Origin of the sequence: Novosphingobium decolorationis (assembly GCF_018417475.1) — a bacterium.
GTDB classification, from domain to species: domain Bacteria; phylum Pseudomonadota; class Alphaproteobacteria; order Sphingomonadales; family Sphingomonadaceae; genus Novosphingobium; species Novosphingobium decolorationis.
The window spans coordinates 3,329,720-3,352,172 of record NZ_CP054856.1 but is presented as its reverse complement, the minus strand read 5'-3'; the positions used below and the strand labels follow the sequence as shown (position 1 = coordinate 3,352,172).

The following is a 22,453-nucleotide window of genomic DNA, read 5'->3' as shown; positions in this document are numbered from 1 at the left end:
GACGAATGAGTGAACGTACCTATCGCATTGCCGTGATCCCCGGGGACGGGATCGGCAAGGAAGTCATGCCCGAGGGCGTGCGCGCACTGGAAGCCGCGGCCAGGGGGTTCGGCTTCACGCTCGAGCTGGAATGGCACGACTTTGCCTGCTGCGAATATTACGCCCGGCACGGGAAGATGATGCCCGACGACTGGAAGGCGCAGATCGGCGATGTCGATGCGATCTACTTCGGCGCGGTCGGCTGGCCCGACACCGTGCCCGACCACATCTCCTTGTGGGGCTCGCTCATCCAGTTCCGCCGCGAATACGACCAGTTCGTGAACCTGCGCCCGGTGCGCCTCATGCCCGGCGTCCCCTGCCCCCTCGCGGGCCGCGAGCCCGGTGACATCGACATGATGATCGTGCGCGAGAACACCGAAGGCGAATACTCGGCCATCGGCGGGATCTCCTTCCCTGACACCGCGCGCGAGATCGTGGTGCAGGACACGATCATGACCCGCTTTGGCACCGAGCGGATCCTGAAGTACGCCTTTGACCTTGCCATGACGCGCCCTGAAAAGCACGTCACCTCGGCGACCAAGTCAAACGGCATTGCCATCACCATGCCCTGGTGGGACGCGCGCGTGGAGGAGATGGCGGAGAAATATCCCGAGATCCGCACCGACAAGTACCACATCGACATCCTCGCCGCGCAGTTCGTGATGAACCCGGACCGCTTCGACGTGGTCGTCGCCTCCAACCTCTTCGGCGACATCCTCTCCGATCTGGGCCCAGCCTGCACCGGCACCATCGGCATCGCGCCGTGCGGCAACATCAACCCGGACCGCTCCAAGCCCTCGCTGTTTGAACCGGTCCATGGCTCGGCCCCCGACATCGCGGGCCAAGGCATCGCCAACCCGGTCGGCCAGGTGTGGTGCGGCGCGATGATGCTGGAACATCTGGGCGAGACCGAGGCCGCCGCCGCCATCGTCACGGCCATCGAAAGCGCGCTGTCGAAGCCCGAAACGCGCACGAAGGACCTGGGCGGCGCGGCCGACACCGTAGGCTGCGGGACCGCCATCGCGGACGCCATCGCCTGAAACAAAGACGCCTCTCCCGTCACAGGTGGGAGGGGCGTCACACACGAAAAAGCCCGGCCAGGAAGCTATCCTGGCCGGGCTTTTTCGTGTCGAGCGGCGCGGCTGTACTCAGCGCGCGAGCGCCGGAGCGTGAAGCTTGACCGGGGCCTGCCCGCGCGCCACCGCGGTCTTGATCACGATATAGGAGAAGTACTTGGAAACGCCGATGCCGCTTTCCAGCAGCTCCTCCATCATCTCCTGGTACTCGGCGATACCGCGCACCACGAATTTCAGGAGATAGTCGAAGCCGCCACTGACGAGGTGGCATTCGACCAGTTCCTCATACTGCGCGATGCGCGTCTCGAACTTCTGAAAGTCGGCACGGCGGTGATCGCCCAGCGTTACCGAGGTGAAGACGATCTGGCTCGTGCCGATCTTGGCGAGGTTGATGATCGCGCTGTAGCCCGAAATCAGCCCCGCCGATTCCAGCCGCTTGACGCGGGTAAGACAGGGGCTGGCGGAAAGGCCTACCTTGTCCGCCAGTTCCGCATTGGTGATGCGGCCGCTTCGTTGCAGTTCGGCCAGGATGTTGATGTCGATCCGGTCGAGTTTCGGTGCATTGATCATGGTGCGGCCCCTGTCTTTTTCGGTACTTAATCCCCGTTGCGTAGCTCTTCCTGGTGCGCCTTCACAAGGTCGGCCATCGAATTGAACCGGAAGTCGTAAGTCGGCTCGTGCGAGGGGGTCATGGTCGCCCCGAAACCCTCCTGCGCGTGGCGACGGTAGATCCAGCAATTGGCCATACCGAACTTGCGCGCGGGAACGTGGTCATGGAACAGGCTTTCGGCGGTGTGCAGGATATCGCCCGGCTCCAGGCCCAGGTCGCCGATGTGGCCGTTCATGTACTCGAAATTGCGGTCCGAGGGCTTGTAGGCGCCCACGTCCTCGGCCGAATAGATCGCGTCGAATTCGACCTGCAGCTTCTCGTTCGAGTACTGGAAGGTCTTGTTGTCGACGTTCGAGAGAATGATCAGCTTGTAGTACTTCTTGAGGTACTGGAGCGCCCCCGGGCTGTCGACGAAGGCCGGCCAGTTGCGCACCGAGCGCCCGTATTCCTCGCACTCGGCCTGCGAGAAGGGAACGCCCCACTGCTCGGCCAGGCGCTTGTAGACGATGGGCAGGAGATCCCGATAGGGCTTACTCGGCGTCTGGGCCTGCTGGCGCGATTCGTGGCGCGCGTGGGCCTGCAGGATCTCGTCGCGGCTCATGTCGGTGCCCACCCGCGCGGTCAGTTCGCGCAGGCCCTCGATCATGCCCGATTCCCAGTCGATGAGCGTGCCGTAGCAGTCAAACGACAAGGCCTTGTAATCACCCAACCGCATCGCGGATCTCCTTGATAGTAAGCAGTTCGTCGAGGCTCTTGCGGAAGCGCTCCAGCATGAGGTCGACTTCATCGGTGGTGATGCACAGCGGCGGCGCGAAGCCGACGATGCCATCCCCGAAGGCCCGGAACACCACGCCGTTGCGATAGCCGATATCGGCAAGGTGCTGGGGCAGTTTCATCTGTGCAGTGGGCCGCGTCTTGGCCACCTTGTCAGTGACGAGCTCGACGCCGGCCAGCAGCCCCTGCGAGCGCACGTCCCCGACCAGCGGATGATCGCGCAGCGCCTCCAGCCCCTTGGCCAGGTGCGCGCCCGAGGCGACGCCGTTGGCGAGCAGGCCGCCCTCTTCATAGAGGCGCAGGACCTCCAGGCCGATCGCCGCGCTCACCGGATGGCCCGAATAAGTCATGCCGTGGCCGATCGAGACGCCCGGCGGGGTCGCATCGGCAATGGCGCGGTAGATCCGGTCCGACATGAACAGCGCGCCCATCGGCGCATAGCCCGAAGTCAGCCCCTTGGCGGTGGTCATGAAGTCGGGCGTCAGCCCCTCGTGCTCGCAGGCGAAGAGCGGTCCGGTGCGCCCGAAGCCGGTAATGACCTCATCGATGCAGAACAGGATGTCGAGCTCGCGGCAGGCCGCCTGCATCGCGGAGAGCCAGCCCTTGGGCGGGACGATCACGCCGCCCGAGCCCACCACCGGCTCGCAGAAGAAGGCCGCGACGTTCTCCGCGCCCAGTTCCTCCACCTTCGCCTTCAATTCGGCGACAGAGGACGCGATCAGCGCGGCATCGTCGCCCTCGAAGCGGTAGGGATAGGGGCACGAGATATGGTGCTGGACGGGCGTGGGCACATCGAACCCGGCGTGGAAGGCGGGCAGGCCGGTCAGGCCCGAGCCGGTGCTGCTCGAGCCATGATAGCCGCGCTCCAGCGCGATCATGTGCTTCTTCTGCGGGCGGCCCGTGATGTTGTAATAGTAGCGGATGAAGCGCACGACGCTGTCGACCGCGTCCGACCCGCCGAGCGAGAAGAACACGTGGTCGAGGTCCCCCGGCGCGCGCTGGGCAAGCTTGGTCGCGAGCTCGATCGCGGGTTCGGAACCGAAGTGGAAGTAGCCCGTGGCATAGGGCAGGCGCGACATCTGCTCGGTCGCGGCTGCAACGATGCTGTCCTGGCCATAGCCCACGTTGACGCACCACAGGCCGGCGAACCCGTCGAGCAGTTCATGCCCGTCGATGTCGGTGAGGTAGGTCCCCTTGCCCGAACGCAGGATCGTGGCCCCGCGCGCCTCGTGGTCGCGCCACGAGGCCACCGGGTGGATCCAGTGCGCCTTGTCGTTTTCCAGCAGTGAATTGGCGATCATGTTGTGTCCCTTGCGGCTCGGCCTTCCGTTGTAGTGGGACGGGGGTGTCTTTGCTCCCGATTGCGGCGGGGGCTGCCGCGTCTTCTGTCGTTTTTGGCCGGGCAGGCGGGCGAATCTGCTTCACACGCGCGCACGTACGACGATGCCGAGAATCCCGCAGAAACCCTTGCCTTTTTGCCCCTCATCATGCGCAATTCACGCAAGGACGTGGAGGGCACGAGGTGATCCCAAGCCCGCAGCCCCGCCCAAATCGGTACTATCTGCTGCGCCGCGAAGTCCCGCTCAGACGAGATCCTCTTCGCGTAAGGGGAGCTTTCGGATGCGCGTGCCCGTCGCCGCGTGCACCGCATTGACGAGCGCGCCCACCACCGGCGGCAGTGCCGGTTCGCCAAGCCCGGTCGGACCGTTGTCGCTGGGCACGAAGGCCACCTCGATCGCGGGCACCGCGTCGATGCGCATGAAGGGGTGGGTGTCGAAATTTGCCTGCTCGACCGCGCCGTCGACTTGGGTGATCTCCTGGCCCGCCATTGCCTGTCCCAGCCCTTCGATCACGGCCCCGCGCACCTGCTGCTCGGCGTTCAGGGGATTGACGATCTGGCTTCCGACATCGCCGGCCGCCCAGACGCGCGGCACACGCACCTGACCATCGCGCACCTGCGCCTCGACCACCACCGCGAAATACCCTGCATGGCTGAAGTAGAAGCCGAAGCCCTTGCCGCGCCCACTTTCGAGCCCGCCGCGTCCGGCCCAGTCGGCCATCTCCAGCACCTTTTCGATCACGCTACGCGCGCGACCAGTCTGGAAATCGGCCTCGCGCGGACCACTCCCCGGGATCGTACGGGCCTCCTCGCCAAGCAATTCCAGAAGAAGCGCCGGGAGATCGCGTCCACCCGCCTGCGCCACCTCGTCCAGGAAGGAGAGCAGCACGAAGCCCAGGCTATTCGAGCGCGGTGCGCGCAGCCAGCCGGTGGGCAGGTTGGTCGCGATCAGGCTCTGCTCGATCCGTGCATCGGCAAGGAGGTTCGCAGGGACGATCCCCGCCGCGACCTCGGCCCCGCGCGAGGGCTCTCCGCCCGCTCCGAAGGTCACGTAGTGGTCGCGAAAGGCAGTCAAGCGCCCTGCCGCGTCGATCCCGGCTTCCAGTTCATGCCACGCGCCCGCCCGGAAGAAGTCGCGGCGAAACTCGTCCTGGCGGCTGTAGAGGAGCTTGACCGGAACGCCCGGTACCTTGGCCGCGATAGCCGCAGCCTGGACCATGTAATCGCCCATGAGGCGCCGCCCGAAGCCTCCGCCTATGCGGGTGAAGTGGATGCGGATCGCCTCTTTCTCCAGCCCGAGCGCAGCAGCGACAAGCGCACGTCCGCTTTCCGGGTTCTGCGTGGGCGACCAGATCTCGATGGCATCGCCGGTGAAGAGCGCGGTCGTGTTCTGCGGCTCCAGCGTGCCATGCGCCAGGATCGGCACCGCATAGCGCGCCGAGATCCGCTGGCTGGCACCGTCCAGCGCGGAGGCCACATCGCCCTTGTCCAGAACGGTCTTCTCGGGCGCGCGGTCCAGGGCTTCACCCGCGCACTTCGCATAGCCTTGCGTGGAGTAGCCCTCCACCGCGCGGGTATCCCATTCAACCTGGAGTGCAAGGCGCGCCTGGTCGGCGCTCCACCAGCTTTTCGAGAGGATCGCGACGCCGTCGAGCAGCGATTCCGCCTGCCCGTCCCCCTCGATCACGAAGACATGTTCAATGCCGGGCAGCGCACGGATCTCGTCGAGGTTGGCCGAAACGAAACGTCCGCCCACCGCCGGGCAGGTTTCCAGCACGGCGTGGAGCATGCCCGGCCGGTCCACGTCGATCCCGAACAGCGGCTTGCCCTGCGTGATCGCGGGCGTATCGACGCCCATGACCCGTGTGCCCACGATCCGGAACGCGGACGGGTCCTTCAAGGTCACTGTCGCGGGATCAGGCGCTGTCTGACGCGCGGCGCCTGCGGCGAAGGTCGCATAGGGCGCCGCGCGCCCGCTCGCTTCGTGGAGCACCCGGCCCTCAGAACTCGACAGTGACGCGACCGGCACACCCCATTCCTGCGCGGCGGCGGCCAGCACCATCGCGCGCGCGGCCCCGCCTGCCTGGCGCATGGGCAGCCACTCGCGCCCCGTGGTGCGGCTGCCGCCCGCCGATTGCGCGCCATAGATCCCGGCATCGGCGTCGGTCTGCTCCACCGTCACGCTGTCCCAGGCGACGTCAAGCTCCTCGGCGATGAGCATGGGCAGCATGGTCTTGGCGCCCTGCCCGATCTCGGCGTTCTTGCCCCCGATCACGACTCGGTTGTCGGGCAGGATGCGCACGAACGCGGTGATCGGCGCGGCATCCAGCCCTTGCGCAGAGGCGCGCCCCAGCGGCAGCGCAAACTCGAACGCGACGCCGCCACCGGCAAGAAGGCTGGCGGCGATGAAACCCCGGCGGCTGAGAGAGGTCCGAGCCATGGTCATGCCTCCTTCGCCTTGTGCGCCGCGTCCTTGATGGCGGCGCGGATGCGGGTGTAGCTTGCACAGCGGCACAGGTTGCCCGCCATGGCCGCGTCGATGTCCGCATCGGTAGGTTCCGGCACTTCGTGGAGGAAGGCGGTCGCGTTCATGATCTGCCCGGCCTGGCAATAGCCACACTGGGGCACGTCGAGCGCGCACCAAGCCGCGACCACATGGCGCCCCACAGGGTCGGCCCCGGCCGCCTCGATGGTGGTTACGCTCTGGCCTTCGATGAGCCCAATTGGCGTGATGCACGAACGCGTCGCCACCCCGTCGACGTGGACCGTGCAGGCCCCGCACAGGCCCGCCCCGCAGCCGAACTTGGTGCCGGGCAGGCCGATATCCTCACGCAGTGTCCACAGGAGCGGCTTGGCCGGATCGACGTCGAGCGTCGTCTCGTCGCCATTGAGGGTAAAGCGGATTGCCATCGTGTCCTCCGTGGGGCCTCAAGGCCCGTGCGTCCCATACTGCCCGTTTACAGCACAGGCCCTAGCGCGAACCAACCGGGATTTTGTGCCGGATTGCCCGGATCGACCCACCACTCCTGCCATCTGCGCGCACTTGCGCGGGAGAGCCCACCTTCGCGCCTGATTTTCCCGGTCTTTCTTTCCAGGACTGCCTTTGCGCCTGCCCCGGAAGCGTTAGGATGGGAGTGAACCACAGGACCACACACGCCATGACCGATCTCGTCATCCTGACCGGCGCAGGGATCTCTGCCGAAAGCGGCCTTGCCACCTTCCGCGGCGAAGGGGGCCTTTGGGAGGATGTGGACCTCCGCGCGCTGTGCTCGGCCGAGGGGCTCGCCGCCCAGCCCCGCAAGGTCCACGCCTTCTACGACGCGCGCCGGGCGCAGCTGCGCGAAGTGGCTCCCAATCCGGCCCATGCCGCCCTTGCCCAGTTGCAGGAGCGCTGGACCAGCGAAGCACGCGGAGCCTTCACGCTCGCCACCATGAACGGCGATGACCTGCACGAACGCGCAGGAAGCCGCGATGTGCGGCACCTTCACGGCACGCTCTTTGCCGCGCTGTGCGCCGAATGCGGCAATCGCGTGGGCTGGGAGGGCGAGCTCCCCGTGCGCGAGGACTGCCCGGCCTGCGACGCGCCCGCGCTGCGCCCCGATGTCGTCCTCTTCGGCGAGACCCCGCGCCATCGCCACGCGCTCGAAGCTCTGGCCACAAAGGCCGACATCTTCATCGCCATCGGCACATCCGCCAGCGTCCATCCCGCCGCCCGACTGCTCGGCCTTGCCCGCGCGAACGGCGCCGTCACCATCGAGGTCAACCCGGCTCCAACCGGCGCTGCAGACATCCTCCATGTCCTGGAGGGCCCGGCCAGCGAAGAGGTGCCAAGGCTCGTACGCGACCTCCTTGCCGGAGCCCACGCCGTGCCGTTCTGAGCCGCGCAAAGGCAAGACGGCTCCATCGTCTTCAAGCTGTCACGCGAAGGCCATAGGCGGCGTCCCCAAGGGGATACGGGGCTGTCACGATGCACTTCGACGAAACGGCGTACCGCAAACTGCGCACCGACATCTACGGCTTTGCCTATAGGCGGCTGGGCGACCACACCGCGAGCGAGGACGTGGTGCAGGACAGCTTCGTGCGCCTGGCTCACTACGCCCCCGATACCGTGCGCAACGTGGGCGCCATGCTGCGCCGGATCGCACGCAACCTCATCGTCGACCACGCGCGCCTGGGCCTGCGCCGCGCCGAGGACGTGCCCGCCAGCGAAATCGAGATTCCCAGCGAGCAACCCTCCCAGGAGCACGCCATGCTGCAACGTGAACGGATGAACACGGTGTCGGGCATCATTGCCGCCATGCCCCGCCAGCGCCGCGAGGTCTTCATCCTGCGCCGCCTTCACGGGCTTTCCGCCAAGGACGTCGCCGCCCAGCTCGACATCAGCCCGAGCGCGGTCGACGCCCATGTCGCGCGCGCAGTGCTTTCGCTCCACCGCGCCATGGCCAGCCAGGACGAGTCGGCATGACGCCGCCCGACGACGCCCTGCCGGACGACGAGGACGAGGCCGCCGCGCTCTGGGTGGCCCGCCATCTCAGCCATGCGGTCGATACCACCGCCTTCGCAGCCTGGCTTTCCGGCGCGCCAGACCGGCGTGCGCGCTTCGAAGCGCTCTGGGCGACCTGCATGGACGAGGCCGTCACCGACGGCCTGCGCCTTCATGCCGAAACCGCGCCGCGGCCCGCCGGCAACGACAACGCGGGAACGGCTCCGCGTGCCTCGCGTCGCCGTGCGCTTGGGCTGGCCGCAGGCGGAGCCCTGCTCGTGGGCGCACTCGCCCTTGGCCTCCCGCAACTGCGCTTTCAGCTCACGCCCGAGAACAGCTGGAGCACCGGCCCCGGAGAAGTGCGCGCGATCACGCTGGCCGACGGATCGCAGGTCCATCTCAATGGCAACAGCCGCCTTTTCGCCCGCATCGGGGAGACCCGGCGCGAGGTCCGGCTGGAGACGGGCGAGGCGCTGTTCGACGTGACGCACGACCCGGCCCGCCCCTTTACCGTGAGCGCACAGGACAGCACCGTGACCGTGCTGGGCACGCGCTTCGACGTTGCCCTCAACGGCGAGGCCGTGGACCTGCAGGTCGAGCGCGGTCTGGTGCGCTTTGCCGCCAATGCACCGGGCATCGCCCCTGTCAGGGTTCCTGCCGGTCACACAACGCGCCTCGCCGATGGTGTGATCGCCCCGCTTGCGCGCATCCGGGGCGAGGACGCCGAAAGCTGGCGCAGCGGCTGGCTGCAGGTGCGCGACATGCCGCTGGACGAACTCGTCCCCCAGCTGGAGCGCTGGACCGACCGGCAGATCCTGGTCGAGGATCCGGCCCTCCTGCGCACGCGCGTCGCGGGCCGCCTGCACCTTGCCGAGCCGGTCACGGTGCTGGAGAACTTGGGCCTGCTCCACGGTTTCTCGGTGAAGGACACCGGTCATGCTCTGGTGCTCGACCGCATCTAGTACGACCCCATTCGACCGCGGGGAAACCGCCCGGTGATGCGCCTTGCGGTTGCGGCCAGCCTTGCCGCGATGGCGGCGCTTGTGGCCTCCCCGGCGGATGCCCGCACGCGCGACTTCGCCATTCCGGCAGGCGCGCTGGGCGACGCGCTCAATGCCTGGTCCGCGCAGAGCGGCGTCCAGGTCCTGAGCGCACCCGAAACGCTGGAAGGTCGCCGCAGCCAAGGTGCGCACGGACGGATGTCCCAGACAGACGCGCTCGAACGCATCCTTGTGGGCACCGGCCTCATCGCCCAGCGCCGGGCCGGAGCCGTCCTCATCCGCCCCCGCGCGACGGCCTCCGCCCGCACTGGCGCTGCAGCGCGTACCCCGTCCAGCGCAGCACCCGCCTACGCACCGCCCCCGCTGACCGGAGATCCCATCCACGTCATCGGCCTGCGCATGTCCGAGCGCCGCGCGCGGGCGGCCAAGCGCGAGGCCCGCGTCATTGCCGATGCCATCTCCAGCGACGAGGTGCGCCGCCTTCCCGACACCAGCGTGGTCGATGCCATGCGCCGTATCCCCGGGATCTCGGTGATCCCCATTGCCGACAACGAACACCCGCGCGACGTGCCCGTCGCCCCGGTCGTGCGCGGGCTCATGCAGACCTACAACAACGTCACCGTGAACGGCCTCGCCATCGCCTCGACGGGCATTCCCGAGGCGGGCGTGAACAGCGCCAGCCGGGGTGTACGGCTCGACATCCTGCCCACCGCGCTGGTCAGCGAGCTCGTCGTTCTCAAGACCTTCACGCCCGAGCGCGATCCCAACGCCATCGGCGGCGCCATCGACATCCGCACGCGCAGCGCTCTTGCACGCGGCGGCGCCCCCTTTGCCTCACTCGAAGCCGGACTGACCCGGCCCAGCCGCCATGGCGAAGTGCAGCCCCAGTCTACCCCCGGCCTCCACGCCAGCGGCACCTTTGCCACGACCTTCGGGCCGGAGCGCCGTTTCGGTCTCGTGCTCTCGGCCGACACCCGCCGCCTCCAGAACAACAGCGACATGCACGGCACCAGCGACAGCGGGTTCCTTGCATTCTACGCTGCAGACGGCACGCGCGTGGACGAAGATGACCCGCGCGCGCAGGGGCGTCCGGTGCCGGTTCAGGACAAGTACTGGATCAACAGCTCGGATCGCCGCCGCCATGGCCTCTCGGCTCGTTTCGAAGCCGATCTGCCCGATCTGGCGATCTCCACGTTCCTGGGCAGCTTCACCTTCCGCGATGGCTTCATCCGCAACGAGGTCGTGATCGAACCACGCGGCGCGATCACCCGGACAAGCGACACCTCGGGCTACTTCGCGCGCGGCGCGGTGCAGGTGGGCTACCGCGACGGCGTGACCCGCACCACCACCCGGCTTGCGCTGTTCGACGCCACCTGGTCGCCTACGGACAAGGACCGCATCTCGGTTCGCGGTGCGCGCACGCGGGCGACCATGGACGAAGACTACACCATGGTGAAATTCACCTCGGGCCGCGATGCCGAGGGTGAAGTCACCGGATCGGCGGCCTTCCCGGTCACCTACGACACGAGCGCGCTCCACCACAGTTTCACCGTGCCGCGCGCAAGCTACACGAACCTGGCGCTCTACCCTGCCGCCTATTGGCGCGAGCGGGCGCGCCGCGCGGTCTCCGACCTCGATACCGCACGCCTCGACTGGCGACGCAACATGGCGCCCGGCGACAGCGGGCTCGGCCTTGCCGCAGGGGCGGGCGTGCAACGCGCGCGCTATCACTACCGCTATGCCAACGCCGCGTGGAGCACCGACAACCGCGATCTGACCCTGGCGCAGGCGGGAGAGGTGCGCACCAATTCCCTCCCCTACAACCGCGCGGGGCTGGAACTGATCGTGATCGATCCCGACAGGGCCTGGGCGCAGTTCGCGGCCAACCAGGAGGACATCGCGCTGACCTCGGACATCGGCGATGCCCTGCGCGACCGTTTCGACCATGCCGAGACGAGCCTTTCGGCCTACGCCATGACGCGCCTGGCGCGCGGCCCCTGGGAACTGGTGGGAGGGCTCCACCTCGACCGGACCTCGCTCCTGACGCAAGGCTACATCGAGGCCGGAGATACCTGGACCGCGACGACGGCCTCTTCGCGCTACACCCGGCTGCTCCCCGCCTTTCTGGCCAATTTCGATCCCACGCCGTCGCTGCGCCTGCGCGCCGGGTACAGCCGCACGCTCGGGCGTCCCAGCTACGAAAGCTACGCCCCGCGCGCCGCCATTGACTTCGGCAGCTCCAGCCTGGCCGGGAACCCGCAAAGCCCGGACGTTACTGTACGGCTCGGAAACCCGGGGCTAGCGCCGCGCACCTCGGACAATTTCGATGTGAGTGCGGAGTGGATCCTGCCCGCCCGGCTCGACGGTCTCGTCTCGGCCGCGCTCTTCCACAAGCGCATTCGCGACGAGATCTTCGATGCCCTGACCCAAGGCTACACCTGGGAGGGCGTGTACTATTCCTCAGCCCAGGTGATCCGCCCCGTGAACGCCAGCGCGGCGCACATATCGGGACTGGAGCTGAGCGCGAGCGTGGGCTCGCTCGGCGCGCTCTCGCACCACCTTGCTCCCTTCGGCTTCACCGCCAACTGGACCCGGCTCGACGGCGCGATGTCGGTCCTGCAGACGAGCGGCTCGCAGCGCGTGGTCGACCGGCTGGTCGGCCAACCCTCGCAGATCGGCAATGTCAGCCTGTTCTACGCCCAGGACGGCCTGGAACTGCGCGCCGCGATCAATGCGACGGGGCGCGCGCTTCGCGCCGTGGCGCCCGACGCGCCCTCGCAGGACGTCTACTGGGCGCCGCGCCGCCAGGTCGATCTCCAGGCCCGCTACCACTTTGCGCCGCGCTGGAGCGTGGTGCTCGACGTCTCCAACCTCACCCAGGCCCGGCTGACCAGCCTGACCGGCCCCGGGCATGGCTGGCTCAAGGACAGCTACGCGGTTCCGCGCAGCGTGCGCCTCAGCCTGCACTGGGGGCTGGGAGGGTAGGCTGCGCCCTCAGTCACCGGGAATCCGGCACTGGTGCAGCCCCTTGCGAAGCGCGGCGGGATAGTCGGTCTGGATCACCGACACGCCCATGATGCGAAGATCCGCAAGCCTGCGGCACGTCTCCGCATCATCGCCCTGTGCCATCGCCGTATCGGTGTCGCCCAGCGCGTTGGCCCAGATCCGGGCGGGGAGCGCCGCAATCACCGCGCTTGCGGCGCGGGTCAAAGAGGTGGAGTCGCCGTGCACGATGGCAACCGGTGCCAGACCCCGGTTGATCTCCTCCAGCGCCGGGCCGTCTGCACGCAGGCGCGTCATCACCGGTAAGCCCGGCACGAGACGGCGTCCGGCCCGCAAGGTCTCGCTCTCGGAGTCGAACAGGATCACCTGCTCGGCCATCCCCAGCCCCTCGACCACGGCCAGCACCGGGGCGACCTTGTCGGTCTTCATGTCGAGGTCGACGAGCGCCTTGCCGCAGGACTTCACGAGCAGTTCCTGCAGGGTGGGCGGGCTCTCGGCGCTACCTTTCAGGTGCAGCGCCCTCAGCTGCGCGTAGGTAATCTGCGCGTTGGGGCCGGTGCCGTCGGTCGTACGATCCAGCGTACGGTCGTGCATCACGTAGGGAACGCCATCCGTCGTCACGCGCACGTCGATCTCGATGATGTCGGCCTTCTCGGCAATGGCTTCATCCATGGCCGCGCGCGAATTTTCGGGGGCGACCAGATGCCCGCCCCGGTGCGCGGCGATGAGAATGCGCCCGCTCGGATCCGCGCGCTCGGCCTGAAGGCGCGCGATATGCGGGTTTGTCCCGCAGAAGGGCTCGGCCGCCCACGCCGTGGGCGCGGCCAGCGCCAGTGCGGCCACCAGACCTGCACCAAGGAGTGTTTTCATGATCGAAGTTCCCCTGCCCCGCCCGGGGCAATCTGGAGGGATGAAAGGCCAAAGCCGAGGGCTCCAGGGGAACGCATGTCCCGCTGGAGCCCCGCTGTCAGGCCCCTGAGGCCAGGGCCGTGCGCAATCAGAAGCGCGCGTTGACGCCGAGCCAGAGGGTGCGGCCCTTCTGCGCGCGCTCGGCAAGCAGCTGGCCATCGGGCATCTTGCGGAAGTACTCGATGTCGGTCTTGGTCAGGTTCTGCCCCTCGGCGATCACGGTCACACCCTCGAGGACCTTGAGGCGGATCTGGGCGGAGAGCTCGCTGCGGTGCCTCGAGTGGATGTCGAAGAGCTGCGAGTCCTCGTTGATCGACTTCAGGTAGTCCCCCACGTAGCTGTAGGCGATCGACGCGCCGAACACACTGTCCTCATAGGAGAGCGAGGCGTTGGCGAGGAACTCGGGCTGGCCTTCCAGGCCATCGACATGCCGCGTGGATTCGTCCGCCTGGATCACCGTCTGCTTGCCCTTGATGTAGGTGGCATTCGCGTTGAGCACGAAGTTGCCCAGGAAGCCCGGCGCGATGTCGCGGAAGTCCTGGCGGGCCGAGACCTCGACACCCTTCAGCGAAGCACTCTGTGCGTTCATCGGGGTGGTGATGCGCGCGGTATAGAGGTCACCCTGGTACTCGAAGCCGTCGACCGAGATGTTCTGGGTGAAGATGAGGTTCTTGATGTCCTTGTAGAAGGCCGCGACCGACAGCATCGAACCCTGGGTCGGGTACCATTCGAGCGAGAGATCGAAGTTGTTCGAGGTGCGCGGTTTGAGGTCGGCGTTGCCGCGCGTCACCGAGATGATGTTGTCGCCCTCGACCTCGTCGGGAAGGCCGATCGCTTCCGAGATCGCATAGTAATTGAAGTTCGGGCGCCCGATGGTCTTGGAGTAGCCCGCACGCAGCACCACGTCGTTGTCGAAACGATAGCTCGCGATGACCGAGGGCAGGAGGTACTGGTAGGTCGCCCGGCGATGCCCCTCGCTGTAGCTGTCGGCATCCTGCACGCCGCCCACCAGGTTGGCGTCGCGCACCCACAGGTCGATGTCGTTCTCGGTCGCATCGAAGCGCAGACCGGCAAGGACATTGAAGTTCTCGGTGCGGTAGCGCGCCTGCGCGTAGGCCGCGTAGACCTTCTCATTCAGTTCGTAGTCGGAGGAGATGTTGGTGTCGCTGTCGTCCTGGACGTCGGTGTACCCCGCCGCTTCCCAGGCCGCGCGCACCGCCTCGTCGTTGATGAGGAGGAAATCGACGCGCGGGTCGGTGGTGGCCAGGCGGTCGGGACGGTCATAGCCGACCAGCGTGATGCGATCGCCGTTTACATCGTAGAGGTTGCCCGCGAAGCGATTCTCGTCGTAACTCTGGTCGGTGTTCTGGAAGCTGGCACCGACATTGAAGCCCAGACCATAGTCGTCCGCGGCAAAGTTCTTGCCCACATCGAGGCCAACGAACGTCAAGTCCTGCGCGGCGCGCTGGGTGATGTGCTGGATGTAGCTTTCGTTGTAGGTCGCCGGATCGTTGACGTAGCCCGGATCGAGCAGGGTCAGCTGCGGGTTCGCGCTGGACAGGTCGTAGGCGAAGGCCCCCTCTTCGTTGTAGTCGCCCTGGAACTTGGAGCGGTCGCGGATCGTGTTGAGACGTGCACGCGAATGCGTGGCCTTGAGGCTGGCGTCGAAACCGCCGCCCAGGTCCTGCTCGACAAGGCCCGAGACCACGAAGGTCTCGCGCTTCTGGGGCTGGTGCGAGTAGCCCAGCGCAGTACGGCCCATCGCCCAGGTGCCCGAGGTCGCATCCTGTGCAACCAGCCCGGCGCTGTCGCGCGACTGGGCCAGGTACTCGTTCCGGACCTCGTCTTCCTTCTGGTAGAAGTAGCCCGTGTAGAGCGAGGCATAGGTAGCCGAACCGGGATCGTATTCGAGCTTCATCACGCCCGAGGCGCGCTCGACGCTGTCGGTATAGGCGAAGATCTGGTTGCGCGCCGCGGCCGACCAGCCGTTTGTCGTCGACAGGTCGTTGTAGTCGCTGATTTCCTCGCCATTGTCGTCATAGAGCAGGTAGCTGGAATCGACCGCGCCCGGCTTGTAGTCGTAGTTGCTCGAATTGTAGCGCGCGTAGGAGCCCGACAGGACGACACCGAAATCGCGGTTGGCGCCGAACACGCTCGAATAGGTGAGGTCGCCGCGAAAATTCTGGCCCTGGTCCTTGTGCGCGAACTGCCCTGCCGTGCTGTTGTCACCGACCGAGGCGCGCGCAACGAGGGTGGTCTTGCCGGTATCGAAGGCGCTCGCCGTGATGAGGTCGAGCTGGCCGCTCAGCGCATGGGGATCAAGGTTGGCGGTGATCGTCTTGGCCGCATCGATCCGGCTGACGAAGGACGGCGGCAGCAGTTCGATGCGCGCGCCGCGGCTGCTCGGGGACGTCGTCGCAAGCGGCATGCCGTCGATGGTGACGAGGTTGTAGCTGGACCCGATGCCGCGGATCATGACGCTCTCGGCAAGGTCGGGCGAACGGTCATCCGAGGTCGCGAAATCGGGCACAAGAGCCACGCCGACAATGCGCTGGGCGACCTGCGCAATGGTGAGGTCGGGCAGGAGGCCCGCCTGATCCTGCGCGATGGAATCGCGGATGCCTACCGCATCGCGCTTGGCCTCGATGGCCGCGACGTTGGACGAGCGGTAGCCGGTCACGAGGATCGCCTCTTCGGCGGTATCCTCGTTGGCGCGGTGACGGCGCGCGGTCTCGGGGTCCTCCTCACCGGCCTGCGCCGTGGTGCTGGCATTGGCCGTCTGGGCATGGAGCGGGGCCGCGGCCAGCATGGCGGCAAGCGCGGGAAGAGCGGCGGTCAGGCCAAGAACATGGATGCGTTTCATGGATACAACTGTCCTGTGAAGCAAAAAGCAGGTTCGAAAATTCAGCGGTGAAGAGAGGGTGCGCGCCTTAGCTCGGCGTGCAGGCGAAGCTGCGCAGGCCGCTTCGCGAAAGGTAGTCCTTGAGGATGCCGGGATGATCGGTCTGGATCGCGTCGACACCGTAGGCGACAAGCCGCCCCCACACGGCGTTCGGGTCCTCCAGCGCGACGCGGTCATCGTAGATGCGCCCCGCCAGGCTGTTGACCCAGTAGCGTGCACAGCGCGCGCGCAGAGCCCCTGTCAGGCGCGGCAGGAACCCCTGCGTCTTGACGTCGATCTCGAAACTGACAGGCGCAAGCGCGTCGTAGGACGCGACTGCCGCAACGGGATCATCCGCCATGCCCGGCTCGCGCAGGATCGGCTGGAAGTGTACGTCCCGGACGAAAGGCACGCGCGCCGTGATCGCAGAGGCCGAAGCTTCGGCCTTGAACAGGACGTGGCCGCGCATACCCGCCTCATCCACGATACGCAGGAGAACGGCCGGGTCGACCGCCTTGGCATCGAGGTTGACGAGGACCTCGCCGCCGGTCGCCGCAAGCGCCTCGGCCAGCGTGGGAATGCGCCGCTCGGTCACGGCACTCGTCCCGCCCCTCGCCCTGCCCCTCGTCCTGCCCATGCCTTCCCGCAGGTGCAGCGCGCGCAGGTCCTCCAGCGTCATATCGGCAACACGGCCCGTGCCGTCCGTGGTGCGCGCGACATCTGCATCGTGCATCAGCACCGGCACCCCGTCCCGGCTGGTGCGCACGTCGAGCTCGACCATGTCGATGCCCATCGCGCGGCACTGCGCGATCGCATCGAGGCTGTTTTCCGAGGTCGCCTTCCAGCAGCCCCTGTGCGCAACGACCATGACGTGCCCATCGGGCCCGGCCAGCCGCCGGGCAAGTTCGGCGCTCCGCACGGAAGGCGCGGCCGCCTGGATCGGCTGCGCTAGGTGCGGCAGTGTGGCAAGACTACAGGCTGCAAGAACGCCGAGCGCTCCTGCACGCACTTTCGTGGCAGAAATCACGTCTGACCCCCCGGTCACTCGCGCGGCGTGTGCCGCGTTCGAAAGGGAGACGTGGCGGCTCTCAGAATCTGACAGGACGGGGCCAGTTTTTTTTGCACGCGCGGGTGTGCCCTTGCTCGCGACAGGACTGCGGACGCCGGGTTCCCGGTCATTGCCTATCGGGCAGGCACCCGGCATGGTCCCGCGCAATTCTACAGAGAAAAAGGGGCCCCCAACCCATGAAGACCATGCGCTTTCTCGCCTGCAGCCTGCTTGCTCTTGGTGCCGCGACCGCCGCAACGCGCACGCACGCGGAGGACGGTTTCTCCCAGTACCCCAGCGCGCGCGGCGACGTGCTGGTCTTTGCCAGCGAAGGCGATCTGTGGCGCACCGGGCGCGAGGGCGGCAGCGCGATCCGTCTCACCAACCACCCCGCAGAAGAGACCGACGCCCACGTCTCGCCCGACGGCACGATGGTCGCCTTCACCGCCAGCTACGACAGCGAGCAGGACGTCTATGTCATGCCCGTCGCGGGAGGGACGCCGCGCCGCCTGACTTTCGAGGGCGGCCTGCTGCGCACGGTCGGCTGGACGCCCGATGGCCGCGTCATCTATTCCTCGCGGCTGACCGGAGGCGGCCATGGCGAAATCCTCTACACGATTGCCCCCACCGGCGGCGAAGCGAGGCCCATCCCGCTGTGGCGCGCCAACGATGCGACCTATGGCGCGGATGGCACGACGCTGTTCTTCAGCCGCCGGGGCCTCACCGCCCGCGCGCGTGACCACGCGGTGCTCTACCGCGGCGGCGGCATGGCCCAGCTGTGGCGCTGGGACGGCGGCGCCGCGGACGAGGCGGTCCAGCTCCTGCCCGATTTCGGCGCACCGATCCGCTTTCCCATGGCCGCGGACGGCAAGGTCTACTTCATCTCCGACAAGAGCGGCGGCGATGCTCTCTGGTCGGTGAACGAGGATGGTTCGGGCGTGGCCCAGCTCTCGCAGGAAATGCCCTTCCCCGTTCTCCAGGCAAGCCTCGATGGCGACGCGATCTACCTTCAGAACGGCGCGGACATCCACGTCTTCTCGCGTACCGACAGCAGCCTCCACACCCTTGCCATCGACATCGTCACCGACCGCGCACAGACCCGCCTGCGCGCGATTGCCGATCCGATGTCGCAGCTGGAAGGTGCGCATATCTCCCCTTCGGGCGAGAGCGTTGCGGTCACCGCGCGCGGCCGGGTCGCCCTCGCCGCGCCAGGTGCCCTGCGCCGTGTCGAGTTCGCCGTACCGCTCACCGCCCGCGCCCGCCAGGCCGTCGCCGGCCCTGAGGGCAAGCGCGTGTTCATGATCCTCGATGAGGGCGAACAGGGCGATATCTACGCCATGTCCGCCGATGGGTCGGGCAAGCCGGTCGCCATCACCCACGGCTACGACGCGCACATCTGGTCCTTCGCCGTGGCACCGGACGGCAGGACGCTGGTGCTGTGGGACAAGCAGGCGCGCCTCCAGAAGGTCGACATCGCCAGCGGCAAGGTCACCCTGCTCGCCCGCAACGACACCGGCGACGACCAGCCCTTCCACGATCTTGCCTTCGCGCCCGGCTCCACCCACATCGCCTATGCCGAGATCGCACGCGCCAACAACGCCAACACCGCCGACATCTTCGTCCAGGACCTCGCCACGGGCGCCCGCGTCCAGGCGACCTCGAGCAAGTACAACGACTATGCCCCCGCCTTCGCGCACGACGGGGCCTGGCTCTATTTCCTCTCCGACCGCAATTTCGCGCCGACCCCGGGGAGCCCCTGGGGCGACCGCAACATGGGCGTCGCCTTCCCCGACCGGGGCGAGATCCACGCGCTCCAGCTCGACCCGTCCGCGCCCTTCCGCTTTAGCGAGGACAACGAACTGACCCGCAGCGCCGAAGAAGCGAAGCCCTCGTCCTCAAAACGGTCCGACGAGGCCGCAAAGGACAAGGACGAAGACGACACGGCCACCAAGCCTGCCCGCATCGTGATGGACGGCCTCGCCGCGCGCCTCTACAAGCTGCCCACCGCGCCCGGCATGTCCGGCCTGCTGCTCGCCTCCAAGGATTTCCTCTATACCCGCAAGGGCGAGGATCTCGTCTCGATCGCCATCGACAAGCGCGATCCCAAGCTGGAGACCTTCGCCGAGGGGGCGTTCGGCGCCGATCTCTCCGCCGATGGCAAGACACTCCTTGTCGCGCACGGATCGCGCGAGAAGCCCGAACTCGCCCTCGTCCCCGCCAAGGCCAAGCTGCCCGACGATATCGCGGCCGACACCGTGCGCCTCGACGACTGGCGCCTCGCCATCGATCCGGTGTCCGAGTGGCGCCAGATGTTCGTCGATGCCTGGCGCATGCACCGCGATTTCGCCTACGATCCGGCCCTGCGCGGGGTCGACTGGAACGAGGTCCGCACCCGCATCGAGCCATTCCTTGACCGCATCGGCCACCGCGCGGAGCTCAACACTTTGCTGGGCCTCATGGCCTCTCAACTAGGTATCCTCCATAGTCAGGTGCGCCCGGGTGACCTGCCCAGCGACGCGGAAAACAGCGCCATGGCTTTCCTCGGCGCCCGCTACGCGCCGGTCTCGGGCGGCCTTCGCATCGACGAAATCTGGCGCACCGAGGCCGACCTCGTCGCGCTGCGCCCGCCGCTGCGTCGGCCGGGCGTCGACGTGCGCGCGGGCGACGTGATCCGCCGCGTGGACGGACGCCCCATCGCCTCGCTCGCCGACCTGCGCCGTGAACTCGCGGGCAAGGCCGGGCAGGAGGTCCGTCTCGACCTCACCCGCGCAGGCACCTCGATGAGCGCCATTGTCGAGCCGATGACGCAGGACGGCGAAGTCATGGCGAGCTACCGCGATTTCGTGGAGGGACGCCGCCTGGCCACACAGGAGTTGTCGGACGGCAAGGTCGGCTATCTGCACCTGCGCGCCATGGGCCCGGACGACATTGCCAGCTTCGCGCGCGACTACTTCGCCCAGCTCGACAAGGACGGGCTCATCATCGACGTGCGCGGCAACAGCGGCGGCAATATCGACAGCCTCATCATCGGCATGCTGATGCGCCGCCCCTGGGCCTTCTGGGCCAGGCCCGACGGCACGGGCGTACCCACCACCAACATGCAGAACGCCTACCGCGGCCATGTCGCGGTCCTGATCGACGAGCGCACCTACTCCGATGGCGAGACCTTTGCCGCCGCGATCAAGTCGCTGGGCATCGCGCCGCTGGTGGGTACGCGCACGGCGGGCGCAGGCATCTGGCTCTCCGACCGCAACCGCCTCTCCGACAAGGGCGCGGTGCGCATCGCCGAAAACGCCCAGTACGCCGCCGACGGAAGCTGGATCGTCGAGGGGCACGGCATCGCGCCCGACATCGAGGTGGAGAACGGCCCCCACGCCGCATTCGAGGGGCGCGACGCGCAGCTTGAAAGCGCCGTTGCCCTCCTCCAGCGCGGAATCGCTCAGGAGCCGGTGCGCCCGCTCACCCCGCAGCCCCTGCCCCCGCTCGGCACCCCGGCCGGCGACGTCACCCCGCTTCCCTCACGCTAGGCGCCAAGGCACAGACCGCACCGGGGCGCGCCCCGGTGCGGTGCCACAGGCACGAGCAAAAGCGGCCTGAAATGGCGTGGCTGCGAACGAATTCTGGGGAAATGGGCGTGGAGCGGGTAAGGGGAATCGAACCCCTCTAGCTAGCTTGGAAGGCTAGAGCATTACCACTATGCTATACCCGCAACGCCGGCCTGACAGCGCGTCGGGCGCTGCCAAGGCGAGCCGCTTGCCACGACAGCGCGCGTCTAGTCAACATATCTTTTCACATGCCTGGCGCTTGCCCCCAGCACCATCATGGATCTCGCCTCACCGCGCACCGGTTCCCGCCCCACCCCGCGACTGGTAGACTGCCGGTGTCCCAGACGAGGAGGAGCGAATCGCCATGGCCACGACGCATCCCGACCGCACGTCCCCATCCCCGCAAGCGCCAGCGGCTCCGGCCGCCAACGCAGCCTCGGCGCGGCTGCGCAAGCCGCTCGACCTGCTGCTCGGAGCCGGGCTCGGCAAACTGCTGCGCAGCGTCGGGATCGGTCAGCCCAGCGCGCCCGGCGAGAATCTTCTCGACCTTGCCGATGCCCTTCTCTCGGTGCGCGGACGCGCTTCGGGGCCCTCGCTCGCCGCCGCCTTCTTCCGCCTGTACGAAAGCCGCAACGAGGCGGAGCGGCGCCGCTTTCTGGAAACGATCCACGAGCGCTATCCCCTCGATGCCCACGCCATCGACAAGGCCATTGCGCAGTGGCAGGCCAAGCGCGACGAGGCCTCCGGCCTTGCCCTTCACGCGGCCAGCAAGTCGCCCTGCCGGCGCCTCATCAACCTTCTCAACACCGCCCCCGACGGTACGCAGAAGCTGCTTTGGCTGCGCGAGGACCTGCTTTCGGTCGCCCGGGAAGACCGCTCGGCCGGCCTCCTCGCCTTCGACCGCGAACTCGAAGGCGCCTTCACCGCCTGGTTCAACGCAGGCTTCCTCGAACTGCGCCGGATCGGCTGGGATTCGCCCGCGGTCCTGCTCGAACGCATCATCCGCTACGAGGCGGTCCACGCCATTCGCGGCTGGGACGACCTGCAACGCCGGGTCGAGCCGGTCGACCGGCGCTGTTACGCCTTCTTCCACTCGCAGATGCCGCTCGACCCGCTGATCTTCGTGGAGGTCGCCCTGACCCGCGAAGTTCCGGGCGCCATCCACGATGTCATTGCCGAGGAGCGCGAGAGCGTGCCGGTCGGCGAGGCGAAGTGCGCGATCTTCTATTCGATCAGCAATTGCCAGAAGGGCCTCAAGGGCATTCCCTTCGGCAACCACCTCATCAAGCGCGTGGTCGGGCAGCTGCGCGAGGAACTTCCCCACATCGAAACTTTCGCGACGCTCTCCCCCGTACCCGGGCTTGCCCGGTGGCTGGACGGGGAGGAAACCGGCAAGTCCCCTGCCCCTGCGGACGACATCTTGCGCGCCGAGGCCGCGCGCTATCTTGTCTCGGCCAAGGGACGGGGCAACCAGCCGCGTGATCCGGTCGCGCGTTTTCACCTGGGCAATGGTGCCCGCCTCGAGGCGATCCATGCGAACGCGGACCTCTCCCCCAACGGGGTCAAGCAATCGCGCGGCATCATGGTCAACTATCTCTATGACCTCGACTACATCGAGGCCAACTGCTTTGCTCTGGCCGAGATGGGCACCGTCGCGACCTCGAAGAAGGTCCGCGCGCTCCTGGATGACGGCAGCGACGAAGAGAGTGGAGGCAAGCGCAGGAAGTCGGCCGAAGCGGCCTGAC

The 22,453-nt window shown here is 67.5% G+C and carries 15 protein-coding genes and 1 tRNA gene; 7 read left to right on the top strand and 9 right to left on the bottom strand.

What is annotated here, in order from left to right; all coding sequences use genetic code 11:
- The first annotated feature begins 5 nt into the window (after positions 1-5).
- Positions 6-1,079, top strand: coding sequence for a tartrate dehydrogenase (locus tag HT578_RS15505; protein WP_213500597.1), 1,074 nt, complete (start codon positions 6-8; stop codon positions 1,077-1,079).
- 108 nt (positions 1,080-1,187) lie between these two features.
- On the opposite strand, the gene HT578_RS15500 is transcribed toward HT578_RS15505, so the two are convergent.
- The 5 genes from HT578_RS15500 to HT578_RS15480 form a co-directional block, all read right to left on the bottom strand.
- On the bottom strand, positions 1,188-1,685 hold the full coding sequence (locus HT578_RS15500; RefSeq protein WP_039389163.1) for an Lrp/AsnC family transcriptional regulator: 498 nt from the start codon (positions 1,683-1,685) through the stop codon (positions 1,188-1,190).
- Between the two features lie 26 nt (positions 1,686-1,711).
- Complete coding sequence (locus HT578_RS15495) at positions 1,712-2,440, bottom strand: haloacid dehalogenase type II (protein WP_213500595.1); 729 nt, start codon at positions 2,438-2,440, stop codon at positions 1,712-1,714.
- The gene (locus HT578_RS15490) at positions 2,427-3,800 is read right to left on the bottom strand and encodes an aminotransferase class III-fold pyridoxal phosphate-dependent enzyme (RefSeq protein WP_039389165.1); all 1,374 of its coding nucleotides are present in this window, start codon (positions 3,798-3,800) and stop codon (positions 2,427-2,429) included. Before HT578_RS15490 ends, HT578_RS15495 begins: the two co-directional genes overlap by 14 nt.
- Positions 3,801-4,082: 282 nt before the next feature.
- Positions 4,083-6,278 (bottom strand): xanthine dehydrogenase family protein molybdopterin-binding subunit, encoded by a 2,196-nt coding sequence (locus HT578_RS15485; protein ID WP_213500593.1) that lies wholly within the window; start codon positions 6,276-6,278, stop codon positions 4,083-4,085.
- Positions 6,279-6,280: 2 nt separating this feature from the next.
- Positions 6,281-6,748: a (2Fe-2S)-binding protein gene (locus HT578_RS15480; RefSeq protein WP_213500591.1), complete on the bottom strand. Its 468-nt coding sequence runs from the start codon at positions 6,746-6,748 to the stop codon at positions 6,281-6,283.
- A gap of 248 nt (positions 6,749-6,996) precedes the next feature.
- Between HT578_RS15480 and HT578_RS15475 the strand changes: the two genes are divergently transcribed.
- The 4 genes from HT578_RS15475 to HT578_RS15460 all read left to right on the top strand — a co-directional run bounded on the left by HT578_RS15475 (position 6,997) and on the right by HT578_RS15460 (position 12,307).
- Complete coding sequence (locus tag HT578_RS15475) at positions 6,997-7,716, top strand: Sir2 family NAD-dependent protein deacetylase (protein ID WP_213500589.1); 720 nt, start codon at positions 6,997-6,999, stop codon at positions 7,714-7,716.
- A gap of 89 nt (positions 7,717-7,805) precedes the next feature.
- Positions 7,806-8,303, top strand: a complete 498-nt coding sequence (locus HT578_RS15470) for an RNA polymerase sigma factor (RefSeq protein ID WP_039389168.1) — start codon at positions 7,806-7,808, stop codon at positions 8,301-8,303.
- Positions 8,300-9,283 (top strand): FecR family protein, encoded by a 984-nt coding sequence (locus HT578_RS15465; RefSeq protein ID WP_213500587.1) that lies wholly within the window; start codon positions 8,300-8,302, stop codon positions 9,281-9,283. Before HT578_RS15470 ends, HT578_RS15465 begins: the two co-directional genes overlap by 4 nt.
- Positions 9,284-9,319: 36 nt before the next feature.
- A complete protein-coding gene (locus HT578_RS15460) occupies positions 9,320-12,307 on the top strand; it encodes a TonB-dependent receptor (protein WP_213500585.1) in 2,988 nt (995 codons plus the stop codon).
- Between the two features lie 9 nt (positions 12,308-12,316).
- Here HT578_RS15460 and HT578_RS15455 read toward each other — a convergent pair whose 3' ends face one another.
- From HT578_RS15455 to HT578_RS15445, 3 genes are all read right to left on the bottom strand, one after another.
- On the bottom strand, positions 12,317-13,195 hold the full coding sequence (locus tag HT578_RS15455; protein WP_213500583.1) for a glycerophosphodiester phosphodiesterase family protein: 879 nt from the start codon (positions 13,193-13,195) through the stop codon (positions 12,317-12,319).
- Between the two features lie 127 nt (positions 13,196-13,322).
- Positions 13,323-16,097 carry a TonB-dependent receptor gene (locus HT578_RS15450; protein WP_213500581.1) on the bottom strand — a complete coding sequence of 925 codons (2,775 nt, stop codon included), beginning with the start codon at positions 16,095-16,097 and terminating at the stop codon, positions 13,323-13,325.
- A 67-nt stretch (positions 16,098-16,164) separates the two neighbouring features.
- A complete protein-coding gene (locus HT578_RS15445; RefSeq protein ID WP_213500579.1) occupies positions 16,165-17,034 on the bottom strand; it encodes a glycerophosphodiester phosphodiesterase family protein in 870 nt (289 codons plus the stop codon).
- A 326-nt stretch (positions 17,035-17,360) separates the two neighbouring features.
- Between HT578_RS15445 and HT578_RS15440 the strand changes: the two genes are divergently transcribed.
- A complete protein-coding gene (locus tag HT578_RS15440) occupies positions 17,361-20,690 on the top strand; it encodes a S41 family peptidase (protein ID WP_213500577.1) in 3,330 nt (1,109 codons plus the stop codon).
- A gap of 108 nt (positions 20,691-20,798) precedes the next feature.
- Here the strand turns inward: HT578_RS15440 and HT578_RS15435 are convergent.
- Positions 20,799-20,872: transfer RNA gene (locus HT578_RS15435), tRNA-Gly, on the bottom strand.
- 200 nt (positions 20,873-21,072) lie between these two features.
- Here HT578_RS15435 and HT578_RS15430 point away from each other — a divergent pair.
- Entirely contained in the window at positions 21,073-22,452 is a 1,380-nt protein-coding gene (locus HT578_RS15430) for a malonyl-CoA decarboxylase domain-containing protein (protein WP_213500575.1), read from the top strand.
- The last annotated feature ends 1 nt before the right edge of the window (position 22,453 follow it).